This window comes from Streptomyces colwelliae, assembly GCF_048158785.1.
GTDB lineage: Bacteria > Actinomycetota > Actinomycetes > Streptomycetales > Streptomycetaceae > Streptomyces.
The window spans coordinates 21224-44243 of sequence record NZ_JBLTJC010000017.1 but is presented as its reverse complement, the minus strand read 5'-3'; the positions used below and the strand labels follow the sequence as shown (position 1 = coordinate 44243).

General features: G+C 69.4%; 21 protein-coding genes. 11 read left to right on the top strand and 10 right to left on the bottom strand.

Annotated elements, in window-relative coordinates:
- Positions 1-72: 72 nt before the first annotated feature.
- Positions 73-1092 carry a GDSL-type esterase/lipase family protein gene (locus tag ACNFOC_RS05955; protein ID WP_416957327.1) on the bottom strand — a complete coding sequence of 340 codons (1020 nt, stop codon included), beginning with the start codon at positions 1090-1092 and terminating at the stop codon, positions 73-75.
- A gap of 241 nt (positions 1093-1333) precedes the next feature.
- On the opposite strand from ACNFOC_RS05955, the gene ACNFOC_RS05950 reads away from it, so the two are divergent.
- Positions 1334-2116 carry an SDR family NAD(P)-dependent oxidoreductase gene (locus tag ACNFOC_RS05950; protein WP_416957325.1) on the top strand — a complete coding sequence of 261 codons (783 nt, stop codon included), beginning with the start codon at positions 1334-1336 and terminating at the stop codon, positions 2114-2116.
- Positions 2117-2196: 80 nt separating this feature from the next.
- Here the strand turns inward: ACNFOC_RS05950 and trxA are convergent, their stop codons facing one another.
- The 7 genes from trxA to ACNFOC_RS05915 form a co-directional block, all read right to left on the bottom strand.
- Complete coding sequence (gene trxA, locus ACNFOC_RS05945; RefSeq protein ID WP_416957323.1) at positions 2197-2520, bottom strand: thioredoxin; 324 nt, start codon at positions 2518-2520, stop codon at positions 2197-2199.
- A gap of 33 nt (positions 2521-2553) precedes the next feature.
- Positions 2554-4257 carry a UGSC family (seleno)protein gene (locus ACNFOC_RS05940; RefSeq protein WP_416957321.1) on the bottom strand — a complete coding sequence of 568 codons (1704 nt, stop codon included), beginning with the start codon at positions 4255-4257 and terminating at the stop codon, positions 2554-2556.
- 43 nt (positions 4258-4300) lie between these two features.
- Entirely contained in the window at positions 4301-5644 is a 1344-nt protein-coding gene (locus tag ACNFOC_RS05935; protein WP_416957319.1) for an MFS transporter, read from the bottom strand.
- A gap of 50 nt (positions 5645-5694) precedes the next feature.
- The gene (locus ACNFOC_RS05930; protein WP_416957317.1) at positions 5695-6630 is read right to left on the bottom strand and encodes a zinc-dependent alcohol dehydrogenase; all 936 of its coding nucleotides are present in this window, start codon (positions 6628-6630) and stop codon (positions 5695-5697) included.
- A gap of 13 nt (positions 6631-6643) precedes the next feature.
- On the bottom strand, positions 6644-8581 hold the full coding sequence (locus ACNFOC_RS05925; RefSeq protein ID WP_416957314.1) for a flavin-containing monooxygenase: 1938 nt from the start codon (positions 8579-8581) through the stop codon (positions 6644-6646).
- Positions 8582-8719: 138 nt separating this feature from the next.
- Positions 8720-9454, bottom strand: a complete 735-nt coding sequence (locus ACNFOC_RS05920) for a hypothetical protein (RefSeq protein WP_416957312.1) — start codon at positions 9452-9454, stop codon at positions 8720-8722.
- A gap of 397 nt (positions 9455-9851) precedes the next feature.
- Positions 9852-10646 (bottom strand): FadR/GntR family transcriptional regulator, encoded by a 795-nt coding sequence (locus ACNFOC_RS05915; RefSeq protein WP_416957311.1) that lies wholly within the window; start codon positions 10644-10646, stop codon positions 9852-9854.
- 167 nt (positions 10647-10813) lie between these two features.
- On the opposite strand from ACNFOC_RS05915, the gene ACNFOC_RS05910 reads away from it, so the two are divergent.
- From ACNFOC_RS05910 to ACNFOC_RS05870, 9 genes are all read left to right on the top strand, one after another.
- Positions 10814-11743, top strand: coding sequence for a cyclase family protein (locus ACNFOC_RS05910; RefSeq protein ID WP_416957309.1), 930 nt, complete (start codon positions 10814-10816; stop codon positions 11741-11743).
- Positions 11744-11814: 71 nt separating this feature from the next.
- Positions 11815-12270 (top strand): carboxymuconolactone decarboxylase family protein, encoded by a 456-nt coding sequence (locus ACNFOC_RS05905; protein ID WP_416957307.1) that lies wholly within the window; start codon positions 11815-11817, stop codon positions 12268-12270.
- A gap of 43 nt (positions 12271-12313) precedes the next feature.
- Positions 12314-13054 carry an SDR family NAD(P)-dependent oxidoreductase gene (locus tag ACNFOC_RS05900; RefSeq protein ID WP_416957305.1) on the top strand — a complete coding sequence of 247 codons (741 nt, stop codon included), beginning with the start codon at positions 12314-12316 and terminating at the stop codon, positions 13052-13054.
- 47 nt (positions 13055-13101) lie between these two features.
- A complete protein-coding gene (locus ACNFOC_RS05895) occupies positions 13102-14343 on the top strand; it encodes a cytochrome P450 (RefSeq protein ID WP_416957303.1) in 1242 nt (413 codons plus the stop codon).
- A gap of 72 nt (positions 14344-14415) precedes the next feature.
- A complete protein-coding gene (locus tag ACNFOC_RS05890) occupies positions 14416-15360 on the top strand; it encodes a hypothetical protein (protein WP_416957301.1) in 945 nt (314 codons plus the stop codon).
- A 26-nt stretch (positions 15361-15386) separates the two neighbouring features.
- Positions 15387-16973, top strand: a complete 1587-nt coding sequence (locus tag ACNFOC_RS05885; RefSeq protein ID WP_416957299.1) for a flavin-containing monooxygenase — start codon at positions 15387-15389, stop codon at positions 16971-16973.
- Between the two features lie 37 nt (positions 16974-17010).
- On the top strand, positions 17011-17958 hold the full coding sequence (locus ACNFOC_RS05880) for an SDR family NAD(P)-dependent oxidoreductase (protein WP_416957297.1): 948 nt from the start codon (positions 17011-17013) through the stop codon (positions 17956-17958).
- The gene (locus ACNFOC_RS05875; RefSeq protein ID WP_416957295.1) at positions 17955-18890 is read left to right on the top strand and encodes a cyclase family protein; all 936 of its coding nucleotides are present in this window, start codon (positions 17955-17957) and stop codon (positions 18888-18890) included. The genes ACNFOC_RS05880 and ACNFOC_RS05875 overlap by 4 nt, the downstream gene beginning before the upstream one ends.
- Before the next feature lie 8 nt (positions 18891-18898).
- Positions 18899-19312, top strand: coding sequence for a nuclear transport factor 2 family protein (locus tag ACNFOC_RS05870; RefSeq protein ID WP_416957293.1), 414 nt, complete (start codon positions 18899-18901; stop codon positions 19310-19312).
- 96 nt (positions 19313-19408) lie between these two features.
- Here ACNFOC_RS05870 and ACNFOC_RS05865 read toward each other — a convergent pair whose 3' ends face one another.
- Positions 19409-20866: an aldehyde dehydrogenase family protein gene (locus ACNFOC_RS05865; RefSeq protein WP_416957291.1), complete on the bottom strand. Its 1458-nt coding sequence runs from the start codon at positions 20864-20866 to the stop codon at positions 19409-19411.
- A 57-nt stretch (positions 20867-20923) separates the two neighbouring features.
- The gene (locus tag ACNFOC_RS05860; protein ID WP_416957289.1) at positions 20924-22120 is read right to left on the bottom strand and encodes a CaiB/BaiF CoA transferase family protein; all 1197 of its coding nucleotides are present in this window, start codon (positions 22118-22120) and stop codon (positions 20924-20926) included.
- 380 nt (positions 22121-22500) lie between these two features.
- On the opposite strand from ACNFOC_RS05860, the gene ACNFOC_RS05855 reads away from it, so the two are divergent.
- Positions 22501-23013, top strand: a complete 513-nt coding sequence (locus ACNFOC_RS05855; protein WP_416957287.1) for a nuclear transport factor 2 family protein — start codon at positions 22501-22503, stop codon at positions 23011-23013.
- The last annotated feature ends 7 nt before the right edge of the window (positions 23014-23020 follow it).

Genomic DNA, 23020 nt, shown 5'->3' with positions numbered 1-23020 from the left:
CGCTCCTCTCCCGCCGCGAACGGCGGTGCTGTACAGGTGCGTTCACTGGTGTGCCGGGCTCTGCCGCCGGGGTCATCGGACTCCGGCCTCCGTACGGCGCGTACTCGGCCCCAGGCCGGCGGCGACGTGAGCTGTCACCCCGTCGGCGAGCGCGCGGTGGCCCTCGTCGCCCGGGTGGATGCCGTCGACGAGTTGTCCGGCCGGCACCAGGCCGAGGCCCGGGACCAGGGTGATCCGGTCGTCACGGGTGTCCGCGGTGAAGGCCCGTACCGCGTTCTCCAGCGCTTCGCGCAGATCGGTGAGGCGCGCCCCGAAGCGGTTGGGTGTGTCCTCCGCGTCGGGGCGCACGATGGGGCTCACGACCGTCACGGGAGCCTCGGGGAGTCCTTGGCGTACGGCGGTCAGGAAGAGCCTCGTCGTCTCGGCGATCTGCGGGGCGCTGGTCGGCAGCGACGACCAGGCGTTGGTGCCCCAGGCCACGGCCACGGCGGCCGCGCCCGAGGCGGCCAGGACGTCGGCGGCGAGCACTTCACCGCGCGCCGCTCCGGCGAAACCGAGGTTGACCAGGTCGAGGCCGAGCTCGTCGGCGACGAGGGAGGGCCAGGCGAGTCCCGGCTGCGCGACCGACCAGCCCTGGGTGATGGAGTCGCCGTACACCACCCACAGCGGGCCACGTGGGGCGGGGTTCAGCGGGGCGTCCGCGGCGAGGCCGTCGATCGTGGTCTCGACCGCCTCGGGAAGGAACACACGCACGATCCGTGCCGGGTTCCGGTCGGGCAGCTCGACGCGGACGGTGCCGCCTCCCGACGGCAGGGGGGCCGTGACGGTGGGCCTTCCCGGTACGCGGACGACGAATGCCTCGGCGAGGGTGGGAGCGGGCACGGTCGTCCGCGCCCCCGTCCGTACCGTGAGCGTGATCGTCGACGCGGCACCGGTGAAGGCGAGATGCAGTCCGGCCGGCACGCGGGCGGCCCGCACGGTGTCCGCCGTCAGCTTCTGGCAGGCGGACAGCGGAAGACGCGAGCCGCCGTCCGACCACGACAGGTCCGGCAGGGTTCCTCGGAGGAAGCGCTCGGGCTGCACCCGGATCATTCGGGGATCACCTCTTCAATCGACAGCGGGGCCGAACCGCGCATCGGCGCGATGGCGTCGGGCCGCCGTCTCCGCGCCCCGGCTCGCACCGGGGCCCATGGACGCGCCGCCTGGACTCATCTAAATTACCTAACTGATTTGACTATGTTAACGAGCCTGTTCCGTCTGGCGTCAAGAAAGCGTCGCGACCTTTCCGGACGCGTCGTCCGGACGGCTCCTCGACCGTGAGGGAGAAACGACGATGGGCATCACCGAACTCACCCCCGACTACCGGGGGTTGCTCGATCTGGCGGGCCGGCACGTCCTCGTCCTCGGCGGCGGACAGGGCATCGGACGGCAGACGTGCCTGGCCGCCGCAGCTGTCGGCGCGCGGGTGTCCGTGGTGGACACGGACCCCGTCCGCGCCAAGGCGGTGGCCGAGGAGGTCGACGGCCTGGCCGTCACCGGCGACGCGACGAACCGCGCGGACGTGGAGCGCGTGGTCGCGGAGGCCGTCGAGCGCTTCGGCCCGGTGCACGGGCTCGCGGACATCATCGGCATCTCGGACTGGGGCCCGATCAGCGAGATCACGGACGAACTCTGGCACCGGGGCCTCGACCTGAACCTGCGTCACGCCTTCCTGGCGCTACAGATCGGCGGGAGGGCCATGACCGAGGGCGGGTCGATGGTCTTCGTGGGTTCCGTCTCGGGCCTGCGGTCCTCCCCCAACCACGCCGTCTACGGCGCCGCCAAGGCGGGCCTCGGCAACCTGGTCGCCACGGCCGCGCTCGAACTCGGCCCCGACATACGGGTGAACGTCGTCGCCCCCGGACAGACCGCGACCCCGCGTGTCGCCGAGCGGCACCCCGAGGCCGACTACTACGACAGGGCGGGCGAGCAGGTGCCGCTCGGCCGGGTGGGCACGACGAGCGACATCGCGTCGGCGATCCTCTTCTTCCTCACGGACCTCTCCCGGTGGATCACCGGGCAGACCCTCGTGGTCGACGGCGGTACGGGCCGGAAGTTCGCCTATCAGAAGCTCTGACCGTTCTCACACCTCACACCGACAGAGCAGTGCGGATCCGGCCCGACTCCCGGATCCGCACCGCCTCTTGCCCATGCCGTTCACAGATAGTCGGCGATGGCGCTCTCGATCATGGTGCGCGGTTTGGCGCCGACGAGTGTCGTCACCACTTCGCCCCCGGAGAAGAGCAGGAGCGCGGGAATCGACGAGACTCCGTACCGCTGTGCGGCATGCGGGCTCTCGTCCAGGTTGACCTTGACGATGTCGATCCTGCCCTCGTGCGCCTGTGCCATCGCGTCCAGGATGGGGCCCATCGCCCGGCAGGGACCGCACCACGGCGCCCAGAAGTCCACGAGCACCGGTCTGTCGGTACTCCGGACGGCCTCCTCGAAGTCGTCGTCGGTGATCGCGCGAACAGCTGACACGACCAGTCCCTCCTTCCGCCGCCCGAAGGGCGGTTATCCGATGCCGGCGATCTTCTCGGTGATCGGCGTGGTCATGGTGCCGAAGACGAACTCCTTGGGCGTTCCGTGCCCGGCGACGGCGATGTTGATCGCGGCCGGGTCGTTGAACGCCTGGATCGACTGGGTCCGTTGCTCCTCCGGGCTGAGCTGGAACATCCACTCCCACTCCGGCCGGACCAGACCCCGCTCCCGGAAGTCGATGAACGGCGCGATGACGTCGGCGATGCGGGGCCTGACGTTGTGCAGGAAGTAGCGCCGGACGGCGTCCTTGCTCAGGCCCGCCTCCGAGAGCTTCTTCGCCGTCTCCGGCGGCAGCAGATAGAACAGGCCGTCCTCGTTGCCCAGGAGTCCGGCCAGGGTGCTGGTCATGAACCCGACCTGGGTGAGCGTGGGCGTACGGGCCGCGATGGAGTGCAGCCTGCGGTCGACCGGCCCGTGGTTGGAGCCGAGGTCCCACTCCCCCACCGAATGCAGCACCGTCACGGTGCTGTCGTCGGGACGGTAACCCTGGCCGACCTGGTACGGCTCCCACGGGCTCTCGTCCTCGTTCTCGCCCAGCACCTGGATGTTCTTGCGGACGGTGCCGATCGTGTCGAGGTCCATACGTCCGGGGATCCACGCGCCGAGGTTGCGCAGCGTGAGCGCGACCGCCCGCCCGATGCGGATGTTCACCCGGTTGTTGCTGCCCGGCCCGAGCGGGCTGCGTCCGCTGTTGATGCCGAGCTTCTTCACGAGGGGCCCGTTGACCAGGATCACCGGCGCGAAGGCCCCGGTCGACATCAGGACCGAGAGGTTCATCGGGGGCGGGCACGCGTGGATCGCCTTCAACGCGGCGATCACGACGGGCAGTTCCGCCGGCCGGCAGCCGGCCATGGCCGCGTTGACCGCGATGCGTTCCAGGGTGCCGTGGCCGTGCAGCGGCGGGATGGTGAGGATCACCTCGTCCCGGGGACGCCCCTGCGCCGCGATGATCGCCTCGACCTTCTCCCGGGTGGGCGCGTGCAGCGGCAGGCCGTCGCCGTAGTCGTGGTCGAGGTAGTACTCGTTGAAGGCGTCGATCGCCTCGACCGCCGTGGCTCCGCCGAAGGTGTACGTCTCCTGCCGTTCCTCCTCGGCCGGCGGCTCCTCGGCGTCGGTCGCCTCCGGCGCGGGGGACGAGGTGAGGGCGGCGACGATCTCCTCCGTCAACGGCAGCGTCTGGTCGGCCGCCTGTTCCGCCGTGAGCGCGGTGAAGACGCGGGGCACCACGACGTACCGCAGGTCCGGCACACCGAAGACCTTGGCGCTGGTGTCCGTGTCACGCTCGAATCCGCGGGCGACGATGGTGACTTGGGGGACTCCGGCCTTCTCGGCCTGCGCGCCGTCGTGGATCAGCCACGAGGTGCAGGCGCCGCAGTCGGCCGTGGCGCCGATGAGGGCGTCGCTCTCCTCGATGGCCCGCCGCAGCAGTTCGGGCTCGAAGCGGATGGAGCCCGGGTACAGCCGTATCTTCAGGTCGGGGTAGGTCTCCTTGATCTTCTCCGCGACCGCCCGCAGCGCGACCTCGGCGTTGGGCTTGCTGTTGGACAGCAGACCCAGCACCTTGCCGTTCAGTGTGTCCGGTCGCGGAGCCAGCGGTGCACCCGCGTTCTCCAGCTTGTCCGCGGTCGGGTTGACCACCTCGACGGTGGTCCGGTCGGCGACGGCTTCGATCGTCACGGCCTCTCCTCACATGGTTCAGTTATCTCTATCAGTTACATGATTAGCCCGGTAGGGCCGGTCCATGCTCCGACCGGCTCCGGGACGTCAGGACCGACATCACCGTCACTCCGGTGACCGCGGCGGCGACCACCAGCCAGCCGGCCGCCCGCGGGCCCGCCGACTGCGTCAACTGCGCGGCCAGGTAAGGCGTGAGACCGCCGCCCGCCACGGCACCGGCGTTGTAGGCGAACGCCGCCGACGTGTACCGGACCTCGGTCGGGAACGCCTGGGTGAGCGTCACGTACATGGCGGGCGTGGCCGCGTAGCTCAGGGCGAGCGAGAGCACGTACAGGGCGCCGACCCCGATCAGGGCCCAGGTGCCGCCGGTACGCAGAGCTCTCATGCCGTACAGCAGGGGGAAGACCAGCGTGGCGGCGCCGCCGAATCCGAACAGCATCGCGGACCTACGGCCGAAGCGGTCGGTCCACCAGCCGCCGGCCGGGAAGCCGGCGGCGCCCAGCAGCAGACACACCGCCGAGAGCCAGTACACCTTCACCGGCGGCACTTCCAGGACGGCGAGCAGGTAGACGCTCATGTAGTTGACCAGGACGCCGAGGACCATGGTGACGACGAGGTTGAGGACCGCCGCGACCGCGATCATGCGCCAGTGACGGCGCAGGGCGGTCCGCACGGGGGACGGTTCGACCGCCTCGGACTCGGCCAGCGAGCGGAACTCGGGGGAATCGTCGAGGCGGACGCGGTAGACCAGCACGGCGATCGTCATCGCCGCGGCGAGCAGCAGCGGAAGACGCCAGCCCCAGGCGGCCATCTCCCGCTTGCCGAGGACCGTCACGACCAGGCCGACCACCGCCGGCGCCACGGCGACTCCGAGGCCGGAACCCAGCGGTATCAGCGCCTGGAACCTCCCGCGCCTGCGGCCGCCGTCGGACTCCGACACCAAGGTCGCGGCGCCCCCGATCTCTCCTCCCGCGCAGAACCCCTGCACCATGCGGACGAGAACGAGCATGACCGGCGCCGCGGCCCCGACCGTGGCGTACGTCGGCAGCACCCCCATGACGGTCGTGGCGGTCCCCATGCCGACGACGGTGACGAGCAGCGCGGTCCGGCGTCCCCGGCGGTCGCCCAGCCTGCCGAAGAACAACGCGCCCAGCGGGCGGGCGAGATAGCCCACCCCGTACACGCCCAGCGTGGCGAGGACCCCGGTGGCCGGGCCGTGCGCCGGGAAGAACAGCGGGGCCAGGTACACGACCAGGAAGCCGTAACAGGTGAAGTCGTAGAACTCGATGAAGGTCCCGAGCATGCTCGCGGCCCCCACTCGCCCGGCACGCGAGCGGGAGTTCTCGGCACCGCGCAGTACGGGCGAGCCGGGGATCGTGTTCGACATCGGTGCCTCCGTCTGACGGTGTCGGAGTGGGGAGGGGTGGCCGCGCGGTCTCAGGGGTGGACGACGACTTTGAAGGTGCCCGGTCTCCGTGCCGCGGCGACTTCGAAGGCGTGCTCGGCGTCGTCGATGGCGAACCGGTGGGTGATCAGCGTCCGGGCGATCTCCGGCCGGTCGGCCAACAGCCGTGCCGCGTGGGCGAGTTCGGGCGTGCCCGTGTCGTCGCGGCCGTACGACATCGACGGCACGATGCTCGCCTCCTTGAGGAAGGCGGCCATGCTCGGCCAGCGCAGGTCGGGCGGGAACACTCCGACGGTGACGACCGTGCCGAGTGGTCGCACCAGTTCGACGGCACGGGACAGCCCGCTCTCGCTGCCGGTCGCCTCGACGACCACGTCGTACGACCCAGACGGGCCGCTCGCGCCGAGGCGCTCCCCCGCCTCGGCCTGGTACGGATGCCGGGCAACCAGGGCGACTTCGGGGGCGCCCCGTCGTAGAGCCGCCGCCACGGCCAGCATCCCGATGGTTCCGGCGCCCACCACCGCGACCCGGGTGTGCGGGCCGATCTCGCCCTTGCGGCAGGCGTGCCAGGAGACGGCGGCGGGCTCGACCAACGCGGCGTCGTGGAGCGGGAGTTCGGGCGGGAGCGGTACGAGTGCCGTGGCGGGTGCCCTGAAGTACTCGGCCATGCCGCCCGGTACGGTCATGCCGAGGATGTCGGTGCCCGCCAGCCGGCACAGGTTGTGGCGGCCGTCGGCACACCACTCGCAGGCGCCGCATCGCGCCACGCCCTCCACGGCGACGGGTGTGCCGTCCGTGGCCGTCCCGGCGATCTCGTGCCCGATCACCTGGGTGCTCCCCCGCCGCAGGTACCGCAGGTCCGAGCCGCAGACGCCCACCGCCGCCACCCGCACCAACTCGCCTGCCCCACCCGGGACTTCGGTCTCGACGACCTCGACACCGGGTGGCGCGCCGCGTACCGCTCTCATCGGCGCCGGCCCCTCAGGCGAAGTGGTAGTCGTCCGGATCGAACCTCTCCAGAAGCCGGTGGTACTCCTCCAGCCGCCAGGGCACGTTGACCTGCTGGCGGCCGAACTCGTTGACGTAGTAGTTGCGGTCGCTGGAGCCGGGGTCGTACCAGATGAGGGAGAGCATCGCCTCGTCGAGGCGCTGGTTGTAGTCCTCGAAGACGTCCCGACGGACCGTCAGATAGCGGTGACCGCCCTCAATGAGCGCCACCAGGCCCTGGGCCACGTAGCGCGCCCATGTCTCCATCCACACGATCAACGAGCCCGACCTGTTCTGCGAGTTGGGACCGTACATGATGAAGAGGTTCGGGAAGTCGGGGACCGTGAGGCTGAGGTAGGCGCGGGGGCCGCCGCCCTCGGGGTCGCGCCAGCGGTCTTCGAGGGTCTCGCCGTTCAGGCCGCGGTAGGCGGTCGGCCACAGGTACTTCTGGGTGGCGAACCCGGTGGCCGTGAAGACCAGGTCGTAGGAGCGCTCCTTGCCGTCGGCCGTGCGGATGCCCGTCGGCGTGAACCGCTCGATGGTCTCCGTGACCAGCTCGACGTTGTCCTCCAGCAGGGAGGCGTACCAGTTGTTGTCGACGATGAGCCGGCGGGCCATGGGGGCGTGCGTGGGGATGAGCTTCTTCCACAGGTCGGGCCGGTCGCCCAGTTTCGCCTTCACGTACGCGGTCAGGCCCTCGCGGTAGGCGTCGTTGGCCCGGTTGACGAGACCGCCCGCGGCCTGCCACTCCGGGTCGGGTTCCTGGAGCACCTGGCCGCCCAGGCGGAGGGTGGCGATGGAGTAGCAGTACCAGTTCCAGTAGTACGGCATCGTGTCCAGGAGCCAGCGGGTCTCCGGGGCGATGGCCTCGCCGTAGCGTTCGCGGGGGCTGATCCACTGCGGGGTGCGCTGGAAGACGCCCACGCTCCGGGCGCGGCTGCGCACCTGGGACAGCATCTGCACGCCGGTCGAGCCGTTGCCGATGATCGCGACGTTCCGGCCTTCGAGCTGTTCCTGGCCGGTGCATTCGGCGGTGTGCACGATCTCGCCGCCGAAGTCGTCGATTCCCGGTACTTCGAGGTGCTTCGGGGTGGCGAACAGACCGCTGGCGCTCACCACTGCGTTGGCGGTGAGGGTGTGGGGCCGGCCGTCGATCACGGCGTCGATCGTCCACCGGCCGGACTCCGCGTCGAAGGCGGCTTCCTTGACGTCGCTGTCGAAACTGATGTGCTCGAGGACGCCGTACTTCTTGGCCACGTGCTGGAGGTATTCACGCACCTCGCCGGCGCGCGCGAAGTACTCGGTCCACGGGTAGTTCTTCTCGAAGAAGAACTGGTAGAGGAAGTTGGTGGTGTCCACCCGTACGTCCGGGTAGGCGTTGATGCTCCAGGTGCCGCCCAGCTCCGGGCGTCGCTCGTAGACCGTGTACGGGATGCCGAGGTGCTCCAGTTGGACCGCGGCGGCGATACCTCCGAAGCCGGCGCCGATGACCGCCACGTGGAAGCCCTCGGGGATGGACGGTTCGGCGCCCGTCCACTGCGCCAGACGAGGGTGGTCGTCGAAGGCAGCGAGGTCGCGTCGGTAGGACCAACTCCGGTCGGAGAGTTCCTCGTTGCGGAACGCCTCGTACATGCGGCGCAGTTCGGGGTCGGTCGGCTTGACCTCGGTGAAGTCGGCGGGCTTCGTGGTGAGGAACTCCGTCGCCCGGGCCCGGAGGGTCGCCACGGCTTCGTCGGCCACGACGGTCTGCATGAGCGCGCCGCCGTACATCGGGACGGTTTTCAGCGGTAGTTCGAGCAGGGAGTCGTCTCCGGTGGCCTGATGGAGCGCGAGCCTCAGCGCGTTCAGGTCGGCGTCGTCCAGTGCTCGGTCGATGAACGCCTTGTCCACGGGCTGGGGCGCTCCCGCCGCGAGCCTGCCGTTCTCGGTCATGCGGCTCCTTCCTGCTGCCGCCCGTCCGTAGTGCGGGGCGGAGACCAGGGCACCAAGGTCATTGAGTTTACTCATTTCACTCAGACTGCTGGTTCACGATACATACGGTCCGCCGCGGAGTCACCACCGTCGGCGGTGTCATCCGGGCACGGGTACCGGCCGCTCGCCCAGAACCTCGCGTTCCTCGGACCTGACCGCACGCAGCAGCACGATGATCATCGCGATCTTCCAGACGACGAACGCGATGGACGGGATCAGGACGGTGAACACGCCGTCCCAGGCGAACGGTCCGTCGGTCGCCACATAGACGAAGACACCGGGGAAGAAGGCGATCGCCAGCACGAAGTTCAACCAGCCGAACCATCGCGGGAACACCGGTTCGGGCCGGCGGTCCAGGAACGCCGACAGACCGATCACCGCGACGTTCAGCACGAAGATGACGGCGACACCCACATACGTCAGCCAGAACTGGTCGCTCAGAAGCTGCATCAGCGCCGGGTCGCGATGAGGTCGGTACGCGGCGGTGGCCAGCACCGCCAGCGGGTAGACCCAGCCCGTCGGCGCGACGACGGCGGTCGTCATCTGGATCATCGACAGCAGACCCCAGCCGCCTTCGATGCGACGGATCTGCAAGCTCGTGACAACCGCGAACGCGTAGAAGAACGGGGCGAACACGCCCATGATGACCGCGGCCCACAGGATGCCGGTCCGGTGATCGGTCAGGAAGTCGGCGACCTGCTGGGGACTGGCCGTCGGCGAGATGGGCGGTGTCAGTTTGCCGACGACCGTGAAGGCGAACGTGTTGGCCACCAGCACCAGCACGCCGCACCAGACCGACATGCGATAGAGCCTGAACTTCATCTTTTCGTCCATGAGGATCTCCCTTGATCCGTGAACACGCCGGGAAGCCTTCTCGTCCGGCAGACGCCGGCGGTCCATGACGATGCCGACCTGGTGAGCGGTCAGGGGCGAATGGGCGGCGGCGAACCGCGCATCGTGAGGAAGCGGGGAGAGACGAACACCTCACAGGACAGGCCAGGTCCACCTCACAGGGCGGGCCAGGTCTCCCTCACACGATGTGCCGTGGTCTCCGACGCGCTGTCAGCGCGCTGACCGTGTCCCCTCGGCTGGACGCGGTACGAGGAGGCTAGGGCGGGGGTACCGGGGATCGACCGCCGATTCCGCTGACCGGAACACATCCTGCGAGGGCCCGGCACACGATGTCCCGCCGGCGGCGCGATGCTCCGCGAGCGCGGGCGGAGGGACGCGCTCAGGAGAACAGATCCACCACGGTCTTGTCGCCGAGACCGTCCCTGAGCAGGTAGGTACCCGCCACCTTCATGTGGTTGCGCCAGTGCCGCTCGGCACCGTCGGCGTCCCGGGCCTCGACCAGCGCCACGAGCCGCCCGTAGGCCTTGATGGCGCGCCGGAAGCGCTCGGGCGACTCCGTGCTGTCGAAGTTGCGCGCGACCCTCATCTCGAAGTGGGTCGCCACGATCTCCTGGAGTACGGCTCCCTGAACCGCCAGCGTCTTGTTGCCGGAACGCTCCATGACGAGTTCGTGGAACCTGTAGGTGAGCCGCGTCCAGAGGACGGCGTCGAGTTCCGCGTCGCCCTTCGACTCCACCGCGGACCGCAGTTCCGCCACGACCTCGTTCAGGTCGGTGATGTCCTGCTTCGTACGGCGCTTGGCGAGCAGGCGGGCACACGCCGACTCCGCCACCGTCCGGGCCTCGTAGACGTCGTCGACGGTCGCCCCCCGCATCTGGAGGAGCAGGCCCACATGACGCGCCGCCACCGAGAAGTCCGGGGACAGGACCTGAGCGCCGTCCCGGCTGCCGTGCCGGACGTTGATGAGCATCTCGGTCTCGAGAACGCGAAAGGCCTCACGCAGCGTGGGCCGCGAGACACCGAACTGCTCCAGAAGCTGGTTCTCCGGCGGCAGGGTCTCACCGGGCGTCAACTCGCCCAGGACGATCCGGCGGCGCAACTGCGCGGCGATCAACTCCGCCGCCTTGGGCGGGCGGACGACCTGACCGACTTGCGACCCCTGAGCAGCACTCATGGCAATGAGTGTACTTGATGACGCGGACGCGAATCTCCGGTCCACACAACGCTTCCGATCATGGAACTCCATATCAGCCACTCTCATTATTCAGTATACTGATTTACTCGATCGCCGATAAGGTCCGGCTCGATGGGCCGGCCCCCTTCGCACGAAAGGCGGGAACCGTGCTGAGCGTCGCGGAGTTCGATGTCCTCGCGGAGCAGGTCAGCAACTGGAAGCGCTGGGGCGCTGACGACCAGTTGGGAACACTCAACTTCATCACGCCGGACGTGGTCAGGAGAGGAACGGCCGCGGTGGTCACCGGCGAGAGCTTCTCGCTGGCCATGCCACTGTCGCTGAACGGCCCTCAGAACGGCACGGGCGTCCCCGGACGTATCAACCCGGTACGGACCATGCTCGCGGTCAACACACCGATGTCCGACTCCCCGGACGCGTGCGCGTACAGCGACGACATCGTGGTGACGCCCACGCAGGCGGCGACGCACTGGGACGCGCTGTCGCACTGTAGCCACCGCGGCGTCATGTACAACGGGATTCCGGCGGACGCGATCGACTCCTCCGGGGCGACCAGGCTCGGCATCGAGACAGCCGGCATCGTCGTGTCGCGCGGTGTCCTGCTCGACGTGGCCCGGCACCAGGGCGTCGACCGCCTGCCCAACAGGTTCGCGGTGACGCGCGCCGTCCTGGAGGCCGTCGAGGAGGCCCAGGGGGTGCGCGTCGAGGAGGGGGACATCGTGCTCGTCCGGACCGGACAGGTGTCGTACTTCCTGGCGGGCGACGTGCCGGGCTATCGCCGGCTCGTGCCCGCCCTCGACCACGACGCCCCGCTGTTCTTCCACGAGCGCCGCGCGGCGGCGGCCGCGATCGACAACATGCCCATGGAGCTGCTGCCGTCGAACGTCGAGGATCTGATGCTGCCCGTGCACGTCCTCTGTCTGGTGATGATGGGGATGATCCAGGGGCAGAACTGGGTACTCGAAGACCTCGCGGCGGCGTGCGCCCAAGATCGCCGCTACACCTTCCTGCTCAACGCGACCCCCGAACGTTTCCTCCGGAGCACCGGCGGTCTGGTGCATCCCGTCGCCGTCCGCTGAGCTGTCGCCGAATCAGGTAGTTGAATTCACTGATCCGTATATGTAGCCGTGCCGAGAGAAGGGTGTGACAAGTGCAGGAAACAGAGAAGTCCGTTCCGGTGAGCGGGAAGCACGGCGCGTCTCCCGGCGATCTCACGACATCGTCAGAGTTGCGCAGGCTCGGACTCCGCACGATGTCCTCGGTCGTCAACACCTCGCTGCCCGAGGACGCCGACCTGCGTGACGAAGGTTTGGGTGCGGAACTCGTCGAGATCGGCCTGGTCAGCGTCTGGGCCGAGCTCTGGGCGCGCGAGGGCCTGGCACGAAGGGACCGCAGTCTGGTCACGCTGGGCATCCTGATCGCGCTGGGCGCCGAGGACGAAATCGGCAGCCATGTCCGGATAGGGCTGAACAACGGGCTGACGGAGGACGAGATCGCCGAAGTCCTGTACCACGCCGCCGGATACGCGGGCTTCCCCCGCGCCATGGCCGCGCGGAAGGCCGCCAGGAAGGCGCTGGCCCCGGACCCTGGACGCGGCGACGGGTGACGCCCCGACAGAACCGCAGCAACCGCCTCACATGGAGTCCTGAATGATGTCACTGAACGGGAGAAACGCGGTCGTCACCGGTGGCGGCCGAGGCATCGGGCGGGCGATCGCCCTCGTGCTCGCCGCCCAGGGTGCGACGGTCGCCGTGTGGGACCTGAACGGCACGGACGCCCACGGGACGGCCGACGCGATCGGCGAGGCGGGCGGCAAGGCGATCGCGGTCGTCGGTGACGCGGCCGACGCCACGGCCGTCAGGGCCGGCGCGGACCGCACGCACGCGGAACTCGGCCCGGTCACGGTCCTGGTCAACAACGCGGGGATCACCAACTACGTACCGTTCCCGGATCTCACCGAGGAGACCTGGGACCGCATGATCCGGATCAACCTCAAGGGCCCCTTCCTGGTCACCCGGGCCTTCGTGCCCGACATGCTGACGGCGGGGCACGGACGCATCGTCAACATCTCGTCGTCGTCCGCCCAGACCGGCGGTCCCGCGGTGTCCCACTACGCGGCGTCCAAGGGCGGGGTGATCGGCCTGACCAAAGCGCTCGCCACCGAGTTCGCCGACACCGGCATCACCGTCAACAACGTGGCACCGAGCCTCATCGACACCCCTCTGCTCCGCGAGGGCTTCGACCCCGACGTGCTGGGCGCGACCATGCCCATGAAGCGAGCCGGGCGCCCCGACGAGATCGCCTACGCGGTCGCCTATCTGGCATCGGACGAGGCCGCCTACGTCACGGGCCAGACCCTCAGCGTCAACGGCGGCCGCTACTTCGTCTGAGCGGCCACGAGCAAGGCCACGAACCACGCCACAGACAAGGGACGACCATGACAGAGACCGTGCCGGACACCGGGCCGACGGAGGAGCTGCCGGACTTCCCGGCACCGAGGTCGGGCGCCTGCCCCTTCGCTCCCCCACCCGATCTCCTCAAGCTCCACGACGGTGCCAAGTCCGTGATGCGCGTGCGGAGTTGGGACGGCACCACCCCATGGCTGGTCCTCACCCACGCCGCCCAGCGCGCGATCCTCACCGATCCGAGGATGAGCGCGAACATCGGCGCACCCGGATACCCGCACACCACCGAGGCCATGAAGGCCCACGCGGCCGAGATGCAGCCGTCGATCAACAACACCGACGGCGCCGAGCACTCCCGCTGGCGAAGGATGCTGACCAGTTCCTTCACCCGCCACCGGATGCGCAGGCTCCAGCCGGCGATCCAGCAGATCACCGACGACCTCATCGACCGGATGCTCGAGGGCCCCAACCCGACCGAGCTGAACGAGGCCCTCTCGCTGCCCCTGCCCTCGCTGATGATCTGCGAGCTGCTCGGAGTGCCGTACGAGGATCACGCGTTCTTCCAGAAGCACGCCGGTGTCACCAACGCGGTCAACAAAACCCCCGAGGAGAACGCGGCCACGGCGTCGGCCCTGCGCACGTACATCGCCCGGCTCATCGAGGCCAAGATGGACGACCCGGGCGAGGACGTGCTCTCGGACCTGGGGGCGCGGATCAGGGCCGGTGAACTCTCCATGGAGGAGGCCGCGCCGCTGGGCCACATCCTGCTCGTCGCGGGCCACGACACGAGCGCCAACATGATCACGCTGGGGACGGCGCTCCTGCTCCAGAACCCCGACCAGCTCGCGGCCCTGCGCGAGAACTCCGGCGACCCCGGCTACGTGGCGAAGGCCGTCGAGGAACTGCTGCGCTATCTGACCCTCCCCCACCTCCTGGCCCGCCGGGCGGTCGTCGAGGACCTCGAGTTCGAGGGGGTGACCATCCGCGCGGGCGAGGGCGTCATCGCCAGTCTGCCGGCGGCGAACTGGGACCCCGAGGCGTTCCCCGACCCCGAGGTGCTCGCCCTGGAGCGCCCCGCGTCCCACCATCTCGCGTTCGGCTGGGGCCCCCACCAGTGCGTCGGACAGCAGTTGGCCCGGATCGAACTCCAGGTGGTCTTCAGCACGTTGTTCCGCCGCGTTCCCACCCTGCGGCTGGCGGCCGGTCTGGACGAGCTGACGTTCAAGGAGGACTCGCAGGCCTACGGCATCTACGAGTTGCCCGTCGCCTGGTGACGGCCGGCCCGGCAGAGCTCGTACGACACACATGGCAGCTCGTGCGACAGACATGAGAAAGGCAGGACCGTCATGACCGACGGCGGCTTTCGTATGACCCGGCTGTACCACCCCAGCCATCATGTGACCGATCTCCGGGAGGCGGAGGCGTGGTTCGAGCGCGTCTTCGGGCGACCGAGCCGGCCGATGGCCGAGATGATGCGGGGAGCCCCCGTCAGTGAGGGCTATCCGACCGACTACTCGACGTTCACACCGATCAACGACGTCCTCTTCGACACGATCGACCCGAAGCGCTACGTCCTCGACGGCGTCCAGCGCTACGCCTCGGTCGACCAGCCGCACCTGAAGGGGTTCGGCTGGTACGTCGACGGGATCGGCGACGCCTATCGCGCGCTGAAGGCACTTGGCATCGGCATGGTCGGTCAACTCGACCAGGTCGCCGAGGGAGATGAGCCCCCGACCGCGCCCAACTCACCGATGCCGATTTTCTTCACGGTTCCGGAGGACGCGGGCCTGCGCTACGAGTTCCTGCCGCAGATCCCCTTCCCGCTGGACCACCGGCTGGCCCCGGACTGGGAGTTGCCGCCGGTGTCCGAGGACGATCCGCTCGGCATCGAGCGCTGCTCGCACCACACCGTGCTGACCGACCGCGTCGACCGGGCCCTACGAGTGATGGTCGACGGCCTGGGCGGGACGGTCGTCCACACGGGACGCAACGAGGTGCTGGGCGCGCGGAGCACCTATGTCCACCTGGCCGACGCGGTCTTCGAGTACGCGGTGCCCGACGAGGGCACCGCGGCGCACGCCGACTGGGCCGCCGGGGCGCCCAACGACACGTACCACTCGATCACTTGGAAGGTCGCCGACCTCGACCGCGTGGCACGTCACCTCGAAGCGCAGGGCGTGGGAGTGCGCACGCGCACGGACGACACGCTCGTGACCGACGCGGCCACCGCGCTCGGCATTCCCTGGGGTTTCACCACCCGGCTGACGGCCGGCGATCCGCGCAGGGGGTGAGTGAAGTGGCGCTCCCGCCGAGGGAGATGGACGAAACCGACGTCGACCTGGTGGTCATAGGTGCCGGGGTCACCGGTATCCATCAGCTCCAACGGGCCCTCGACACCGGGCTGTCCGCGCTGCTGCTGGAGGCCGGTACCGGGGTCGGCGGGGTGTGGCACTGGAACCGGTATCCGGGCGCGCGCCTCGACTCGGAGAGCTACACCTACGGCTATCTGTTCTCGAAGGAACTGTTCGCGGGCTGGGAGTGGCGTGAACGGTTCGCCGGGCAGCCGGAGAACGAGCGCTACTTCGACTACGCCGTCGACACGTTGGGCCTGCGCGACCACATCCGGTTCGGGGCCCGGGTCAACTCCGCGGCGTACGACGAGACTTCGGCCACCTGGCTGGTGCGGGCCGACGACGGTACCGAGGTGCGGGCGCGGTTCGTGGTCGCGGCCACGGGTGTGCTGTCGGTGCCGGTCTTCCCCGACGTGCCGGGTCGCGAGGACTTCGCGGGCGTGGCCCATCACACGGGCCTGTGGCCCGACACCCCGGTCGACTTCACGGGCAAGCGGGTCGCGGTGGTCGGCACCGGTTCGAGCGGCGTCCAGGTGATCCCCGCCATCGTCGCGGACATAGCGTCCCTGACGGTGTATCAGCGCTCGCCGAACTGGTGCACCCCGCTCAACAACGCGCCGATCACCCCCGACCAGCAGGCCCGGCTCACGGCCGGTTTCGAGGAGTTGCGCGAGACCCTGCACGCCTCGACGAGCGGGTTCCTGCACGAGCCGCGCGACCGTACGGCCTTCGAGGACTCCAAGGACGAACGCTGGGCGGTCCACGAGCAGATGTGGAACAGCCCGGGGTTCGCCAAGGTGATCAGTCACTACGCCGACATGCTCACGGACAAGGCGGCCAACGACGACTGGTGCCTCTTCATGGCCGAGAAGATCCGCGACCTCGTCAAGGATCCGGCGACGGCCGAGCGGCTCATCCCCACCGACCACGGCTGGGCCGGGAAGCGCCCGCCTTTCGTGACCGGCTACTTCGAGGCCTACAACGATCCGAAGGTGAGCCTCGTCGACCTCCGGGAGAACCCCTTCGTCCGGGTCACGGCGAACGGGATCGAAACGACCGACGGGGCGCGGGAGTTCGACGTCATCGTCTGGGCGTCGGGGTTCGACTTCGGCACCGGCGCGCTGAACCGGATGGGCGTGCGCGGTCGCGGTGGGCTGGCCCTGGAGGAGTACTGGGCCGACGGACCGCGCACCTTCATGGGGCTCATGAGCCACGGCTTCCCGAACTTCTTCTTTCCCGGTGGCCCGCACGGCGCGGCCGGCAACAACCCGCGGTACGCCGAGGACCAGGTCGACTTCATCACCGACGCGGTCACGTATCTGCGCGAGCACGGTCACCGGGCGATCGAGGTTCCCGCCGACACGGAAGCGGGCTGGAACGCCATGGTCGAGGAACTCGCCGTGCATTCACCGTTCGGTGAGCACAGCTATTTCTACGGTTCCAACATCGCCGGGAAGCCCCGGAGGTTCCTGCTGAATCCGGGCGGCCGCCCGAAGCTGCGCGAGTTCATGGGCGAGGTCCTCCAGTCGAAGTACTCGCGCTTCCTTTCCTGATACTCGCGCTTCCTTTCCTGAACCGGAAGGCATGGTTATGCCACAACACCTATTCGACGACCGCGTCGCGGTGGTCACCGGCGCCGGACGCGGAATCGGGCGGGCCTATGCCCTGCTGCTCGGCGAGTTGGGCGCGAAGGTCGTCGTGAACGACCTGGGCGGCTCGATGGAGGGCTTCGGTTCCGACACCGGTCCGGCCGAGGCCGTCGCCGCGGAGATCAACGACGCGGGCGGTACGGCGATCGCCGACACGAGCGACATCTCTACGGCCGAGGGTGGTCGACGGGCCGTAGAAGCCGCCGTCGAGGCCTTCGGGCGGATCGACGTCATCGTCAACAACGCCGGCAACGTACGGTTCGCCGGTCTGCCGGACATCGACGCGGCGAACATCGAGAGCCACCTCGCGGTACACGTCCTCGGCGCCTTCCACACCACACGTGCCGCCTGGCCGTACATGCTGGAGCGGAACTACGGCCGGGTCGTCCTCACCGGCTCGATCGGCATGTTCGGCCTCCCGGACAACCTCGGTTACGCCACCGCCAAGGCGGCCGTGATCGGAATGGCCCGCAGCATGACGGCCTCGGCCGGCGGCCACGACATCAAGGTCAACGTGATCGCCCCCAACGCGATGACGAGGATGGGCGGCGGTCCTTCCGAGGGCATGGACGCGCTGCGGGAGCAGGGCCACCCGGGCGGCAACGTGATGGATCCCGCGCTGGTGGCGCCCATGGTGGCGTATCTCGCCCACGAGGTGTGCGACGTGAGCGGGGAGGTGTTCCTCGCCGGAGGCGGACGGTTCGCGCATCTCTTCGTCGGCGTCACCGAGGGCTGGCTGCCCGCCGATCCGCTCAAGGTCACGATCGAGGACATCGCCGGGAATCTGGACCGGATCAAGGACCACTCCGGATATCACGTGCCCGGCGATCTCATGGAATGCGTCAGCCGTTACATGGCACATCGGCAAGGAGAAGAGGGACAAGCGTGAGCGCAGAGAAGGTCTGGCCTCATCACGAACTCGGCAAGAAGCTCAACAACTGGGGTCGTTGGGGGGACGACGACGAGATCGGCACCCTGAACTTCGTGACCCCGCAGAAGCGTGTCGAGGCCGCACAACTCGTCCGCACCGGCAAGGCGTTCGACCTGGGCATGGCGTTCGACAGCGAAGGGCCTTTCAAATCGGGAGGGTTCCGCAACAACCCGATCCATGTCATGACGCTGCTTCCGTCCGACACGGCGTTCGCGCAGGACGGTCTGATCTCCGCCGACGACATGATCGTCACCGGGCTACAGGCCGCCACCCAGTGGGACGGTCTCGCGCACGCGGGCTACGGCGGTGCCTTCTACAACAACGTGCCGGCCGCCGCGGTCAACAACTTCCAGGGTGCCAGCCGCAATTCGTTCCACAAGGCCGTCGACCGGCTGATCTCGCGCGGGGTACTGCTCGACATCGCGCGGCTGAAGGGCGTGGACCGGCTGGAGGACTCGTACGAGATAACGGAGGCCGACCTGGTGGCCGCGGAGGAACGCCAGGGCGTGCGGGTCGAGTCCGGTGACATCGTGATGCTGCGCACCGGCTCCTACCAGTGGTTCCTGGAGGGCGACCGCGAGCACTTCCTCGGCAACGCCCCCGGGCCCTGCCTGGACACCTGCAACTGGCTGTACGAGCGCGAGGTCGCGGCGCTCGCGATGGACAACCACTCCGGCGAGGTGTGGCCAAGTCCGGTCAAGGGCGCGACGATCCCGTTCCACCAGGTGGTGATCCGGGACATGGGCCTCACCCTCGGCGAGATGTTCAACTTCGAGGAACTGGCGGCGGACTGCGAGGAGGACGGCGTGTGGGAGAGCCTGTTCTGCGCCCCGGGGCTGAAGGTGACGGGTTCCGTCGGCTCCCCCATCACTCCGATCGCCCTCAAGTAGGCCCGGCCGTGCCGGAGTTCGCCGAGGTGAACGCGGGCGTGCGGGCGACGATCGCCGCGCACGCCCAGGCGCAGGACCAGGGCCGTACCGCGGACATGGTCGCGCTGTATGTGCCGGACGCCGTGGTCGAGATACCCGGTTTCCCGCCGCTGGAGGGTGCCGACGCCATCCGGGAGGCGTTCTCCCAGCCGGGGTGGCGGCCGGATCCGAGCAGGCCCCAACGCCACATGGTCGGCAACACGCTCCTGACGGAGTGGGACGACCGCACGGCGAAGGCGACCAGCGACGTGGTGCTGCTCCTCCACGCCGGTTCCGCCTGGTCCGTCGCCGTCGTGGCGCGCTATCACGACACGTTCGAGGAGTCGGCGGGGCGCTGGCTGCTGCGGCGCCGGGTGGACGAGTACGTCGGCGATCCACCCTGACCTGAGGGACCTGAGGGACCTGAAGGACCTGAGGGAATGGCAGCAGGCCGGCGCGACCGCGTTCCCAGCGGTCGCGCCGGCTTCGTCTCGCGTGCCTCAGAGCTGGACGACGATCGTCTTCGTCGCGGTGCAGCTGTCGAGGGCCTCCACGCCCTTCTCCCGGCCGTAGCCGGACTTGCGGAACCCGCCGAACGGAAGCTCCACGCCGCCGCCCGCGCCGTAGGTGTTCACATAGACCTGGCCGGCCTCCACTTCCGCGGCAACCCGGTGTGCACGGCTGAGGTCCTTGGTCCAGACGGCCCCGAGCAGGGCGTACTCGGTGCCGTTCGCCAGGGCGAGGGCCTCGTCCTCGGTCGAGAACCGCATCGTGGTGAGGACGGGTCCGAAGATCTCCTCCTGTGCGATCGGTGCCGCCGGGTCGACGCCGTCGATCAGGGTCGGCATGAAGTAGGCGCCGTCCGCCATGCCCTCGGGCTCGGCGACCGAGCCGCCGAAGACGATCTCGCCGGTGCCGGCCGACCGTACGTAGCCGCGTACCCGGTCCTGCTGCTTGCGGGAGACGAGCGGGCCGAGGTCGGGGTCGTCGAGGCCCCGGCCGATCGTCACCCCGGCGAAGTGTCCCGCGACGCGCTCCACCAGCTCGGCGTGCACGCTCTCGTGGACGAGCACCCGTGACCCGGCCGAGCAGGTCTGGCCGGCGTTCTGGAGGATCGCGGCCGCCGCGACCCGGGCGGCCTTCTCGACGTCGGCGTCGGCGAACACCAAGTGGGCTGATTTCCCGCCGAGTTCGAGCGTCACCGGTGACACCCGCTCGGCGGCGGCCGTGGCGACGAGGGCGCCGACCCGGGTGGAGCCGACGAAGCCCAGATGGTCGATGCCCGGATGGGCCGCCAGCGCGGCGCCGGCCTCGGCGCCGAGCCCGGTCACGACGTTGAACACCCCCGGGGGCAGCCCGGCCTGGATGGCGAGCCCGGCCACGGCGACGGCGGTACGCGGTGTCTCGTCGGCGGGCTTCACGACGGCGCAGTTGCCTGTCGCGAGGGCGGGTGCAACCCCTCGGGCGAGGAGTTGCAGGGGGTAGTTCCAGGCGAGGATGTGGCCGGTGACGCCGTGCGGTTCGCGGCGCGTGTACACGTGGAGGTCGGGGCGCAGTGGCAGGCTCAGGCCGTAGTACGAGTCGATGGCGCGGCCGTAGAAACGGAAGTAACGGGCGCACACCCGGGCGTCGTTGCGGGCCTGGGAGAGGGGTTTGCCGGAGTCCTCGCTCTCCAGGCGGGCGAGTTCCTCCGTCCGGCTCTCGATCAGGTCGGCCAACCGGCAGAGCAGGTCGGCGCGTTGCTCCGGTGTCGTGGTGCGCCACGCCCGCTGTGCCGCGCGTGCCGAGGTGACCGCCCGGTCGATCTGTTCGGGGGTTCCTCTGGACACCTCGCCGAGAGAGCGTCCGGTGGAGGGGTCGATGTTCTCGTAGACCTCGGGTGTCCCGACCGACACTCCGTCGATGAAGGACTCGGTGACCTGCTTCAAGTCCCTTGTGTCTGCATCGAGTTGGCTCATTGGGGCCTCCCGCCGCCGCGTGTGCTGTTGCTGACGTTTCCGATTGCCGAGCGGGCTTCAGATCACGCCCTGCTCGGACAGTTCCCGGCGCCGGTCGGCGTCGAGTCCGAGGAGCCCGCCGTAGATCTCGTCGTTGTGTTCACCGAGGGCCGGGCCGAGGTGGCTGATGCCTCCCTGGGTCGCCGAGAAGCGGGGAACCGGTGCCTGGACGCGCATCGCGCCGAGCTGCGGGTCCGGGACCGACCGGTAGACGTCCCTGGCCACCATCTGCGGGTCGGCGAGGAGTTGGGCGGCGTCGTAGACGGGGGCCGCGGCGACGTCGGCCGCCTCGAAGACGGCCATCGCGTCGTCCAGGGTGTGGGCGCCGATCCAGTCGGCCATGATCGCGTCTATCTCGGCGGCGTGGCGCAGGCGTTGCTGGGCCTCGGCGAACCTGGGGTCCTCGGTCAGTTCGGGGCGGCCCACGGCCTGGAGGGCGCGCTTCGCGATCGTGGGGGCGCTGCCCGACATGGCGAGCCAGTGCCCGTCCTTGGTGAGGTAGACGTTGCGCGGTGCGCTGATGTCCCAGCGGTTGCCGGTGCGGTTGGGGACGCTGCCGAGCTGGTCGTAGGTCAGCACCGACTGTTCCAGCAGCCGGGCCAGCGGGTCGATCAGGTTGACGTCGACGAGCTGGCCGTCGGCTCCGTGCACGTCGCGGTGGTAGAGGGCCATCATCACGGCGTAGGTGGCGGTCAGCCCCGCGACGCCGTCGGCGAGCATGAAGGAGGGGAGGGTCGGCGGGCCGTCCGGGCTGCCGGTGAGGTGGGCGAATCCGCTCATCGCCTCGCCGAGGGTGCCGAAGCCGGGGCGGTCGGACTTCGGGCCGCCCGCTCCGTACCCGGTGACGTGGACCATCACCAGGCGGGGGTTCTCCGCGGCGAGACTCGGGTAGTCCAGACGCCACTTCCGCAGGGTCGACGGGCGCAGGTTCAGTACGACGACGTCCGCCTGCCGGGCGAGCCGGCGCAGCAGGTCCCGTCCGGTCTCGTGGCGCAGGTTCAGGGTGACGCTCTTCTTGTTGCGGCCCACGCTCTTCCACATCAGGCCGACGCCGTCCTTCTGGGCGCCCCACTGCCTCAACGGGTCACCGCCGTCGGGCTGTTCGACCTTGATGACGTCCGCGCCGTGCTCGCCGAGCCAGGTGGCGATCAGCGGTCCGGCGGCGAGGGTGGCGGCGTCGAGGACACGGAGTCCGGCCAGTGGTCCGTCGCTCATGGTGCGTTCCCTGCCTTTCTGTTGGTCGTCGTCCAGTGGTGCTCCGGGCGAGTTCCGTGTGCGGCACCGTCAGGGGGCGGCGTGTGCGGGCCGGGGTGAAGTCACCGGCGGCGGACCTGAGTTGCCGCGTCGTCGCGCCCATGGGGCGGACCGCCACGCTAATGCGGCCCGGGTACTCGCTCCGGGTGCGTTCCCGCTCAGCGGGCACGGGACATGACTCGCGCCGCGGCCCTTCCTATGTTGATCGGGAGCGTCGCGGCACTGCTTACGTTGATCGGGAGCGTCTCGGCACTTCCTACGTCGCTCAAGGGATTCCCGGCCGTGTCGAAGCCGTGCCGTCAACCCGCCCTGGGCGTACGCCATATGACGAGGAGCGAAGCATGCTGACCGACTCGGCGCCGATCACCCGGCTCGCGGCGAAGCAGGAGATCACCGAGGTGCTGTACCGGTACTGCCGTGGCCTCGACCGCATGGACCGCGCGCTCGCCGACACCGTCTGGCATCCCGACGGCACGGCCGACTACGGCCCTTCCTACCGGGGGTCCGCGTCGGGCTTCCTCGACTTCGTCTGGCCCTATCACGACCAACTCGCCGCCCATTCGCACCTGGTGTCCAACGTGCTCGTCGAGGTCGACGAGGCGGCGGAGACCGCGGCGAGCGAGGCCTACGTGTCGGTGTGGCTGCGCACGCGCCCGGCCGACGGCCTCGTCACGGACCTGTTCCACCGGGGCCGGTACGTCGACCGCTGGTCGCGCCGGGCGGGCGTCTGGGCCATCGACCACCGGGCCTACGTCAGTGACCTCTACCGCGAGGTGACGCACTCCCCCGAAGCCGCCGAGGCCCCCTCGGGACGTCGGGACGGCACCGACCCCTCCTACGAGGTGTTCCGCTGACACGACG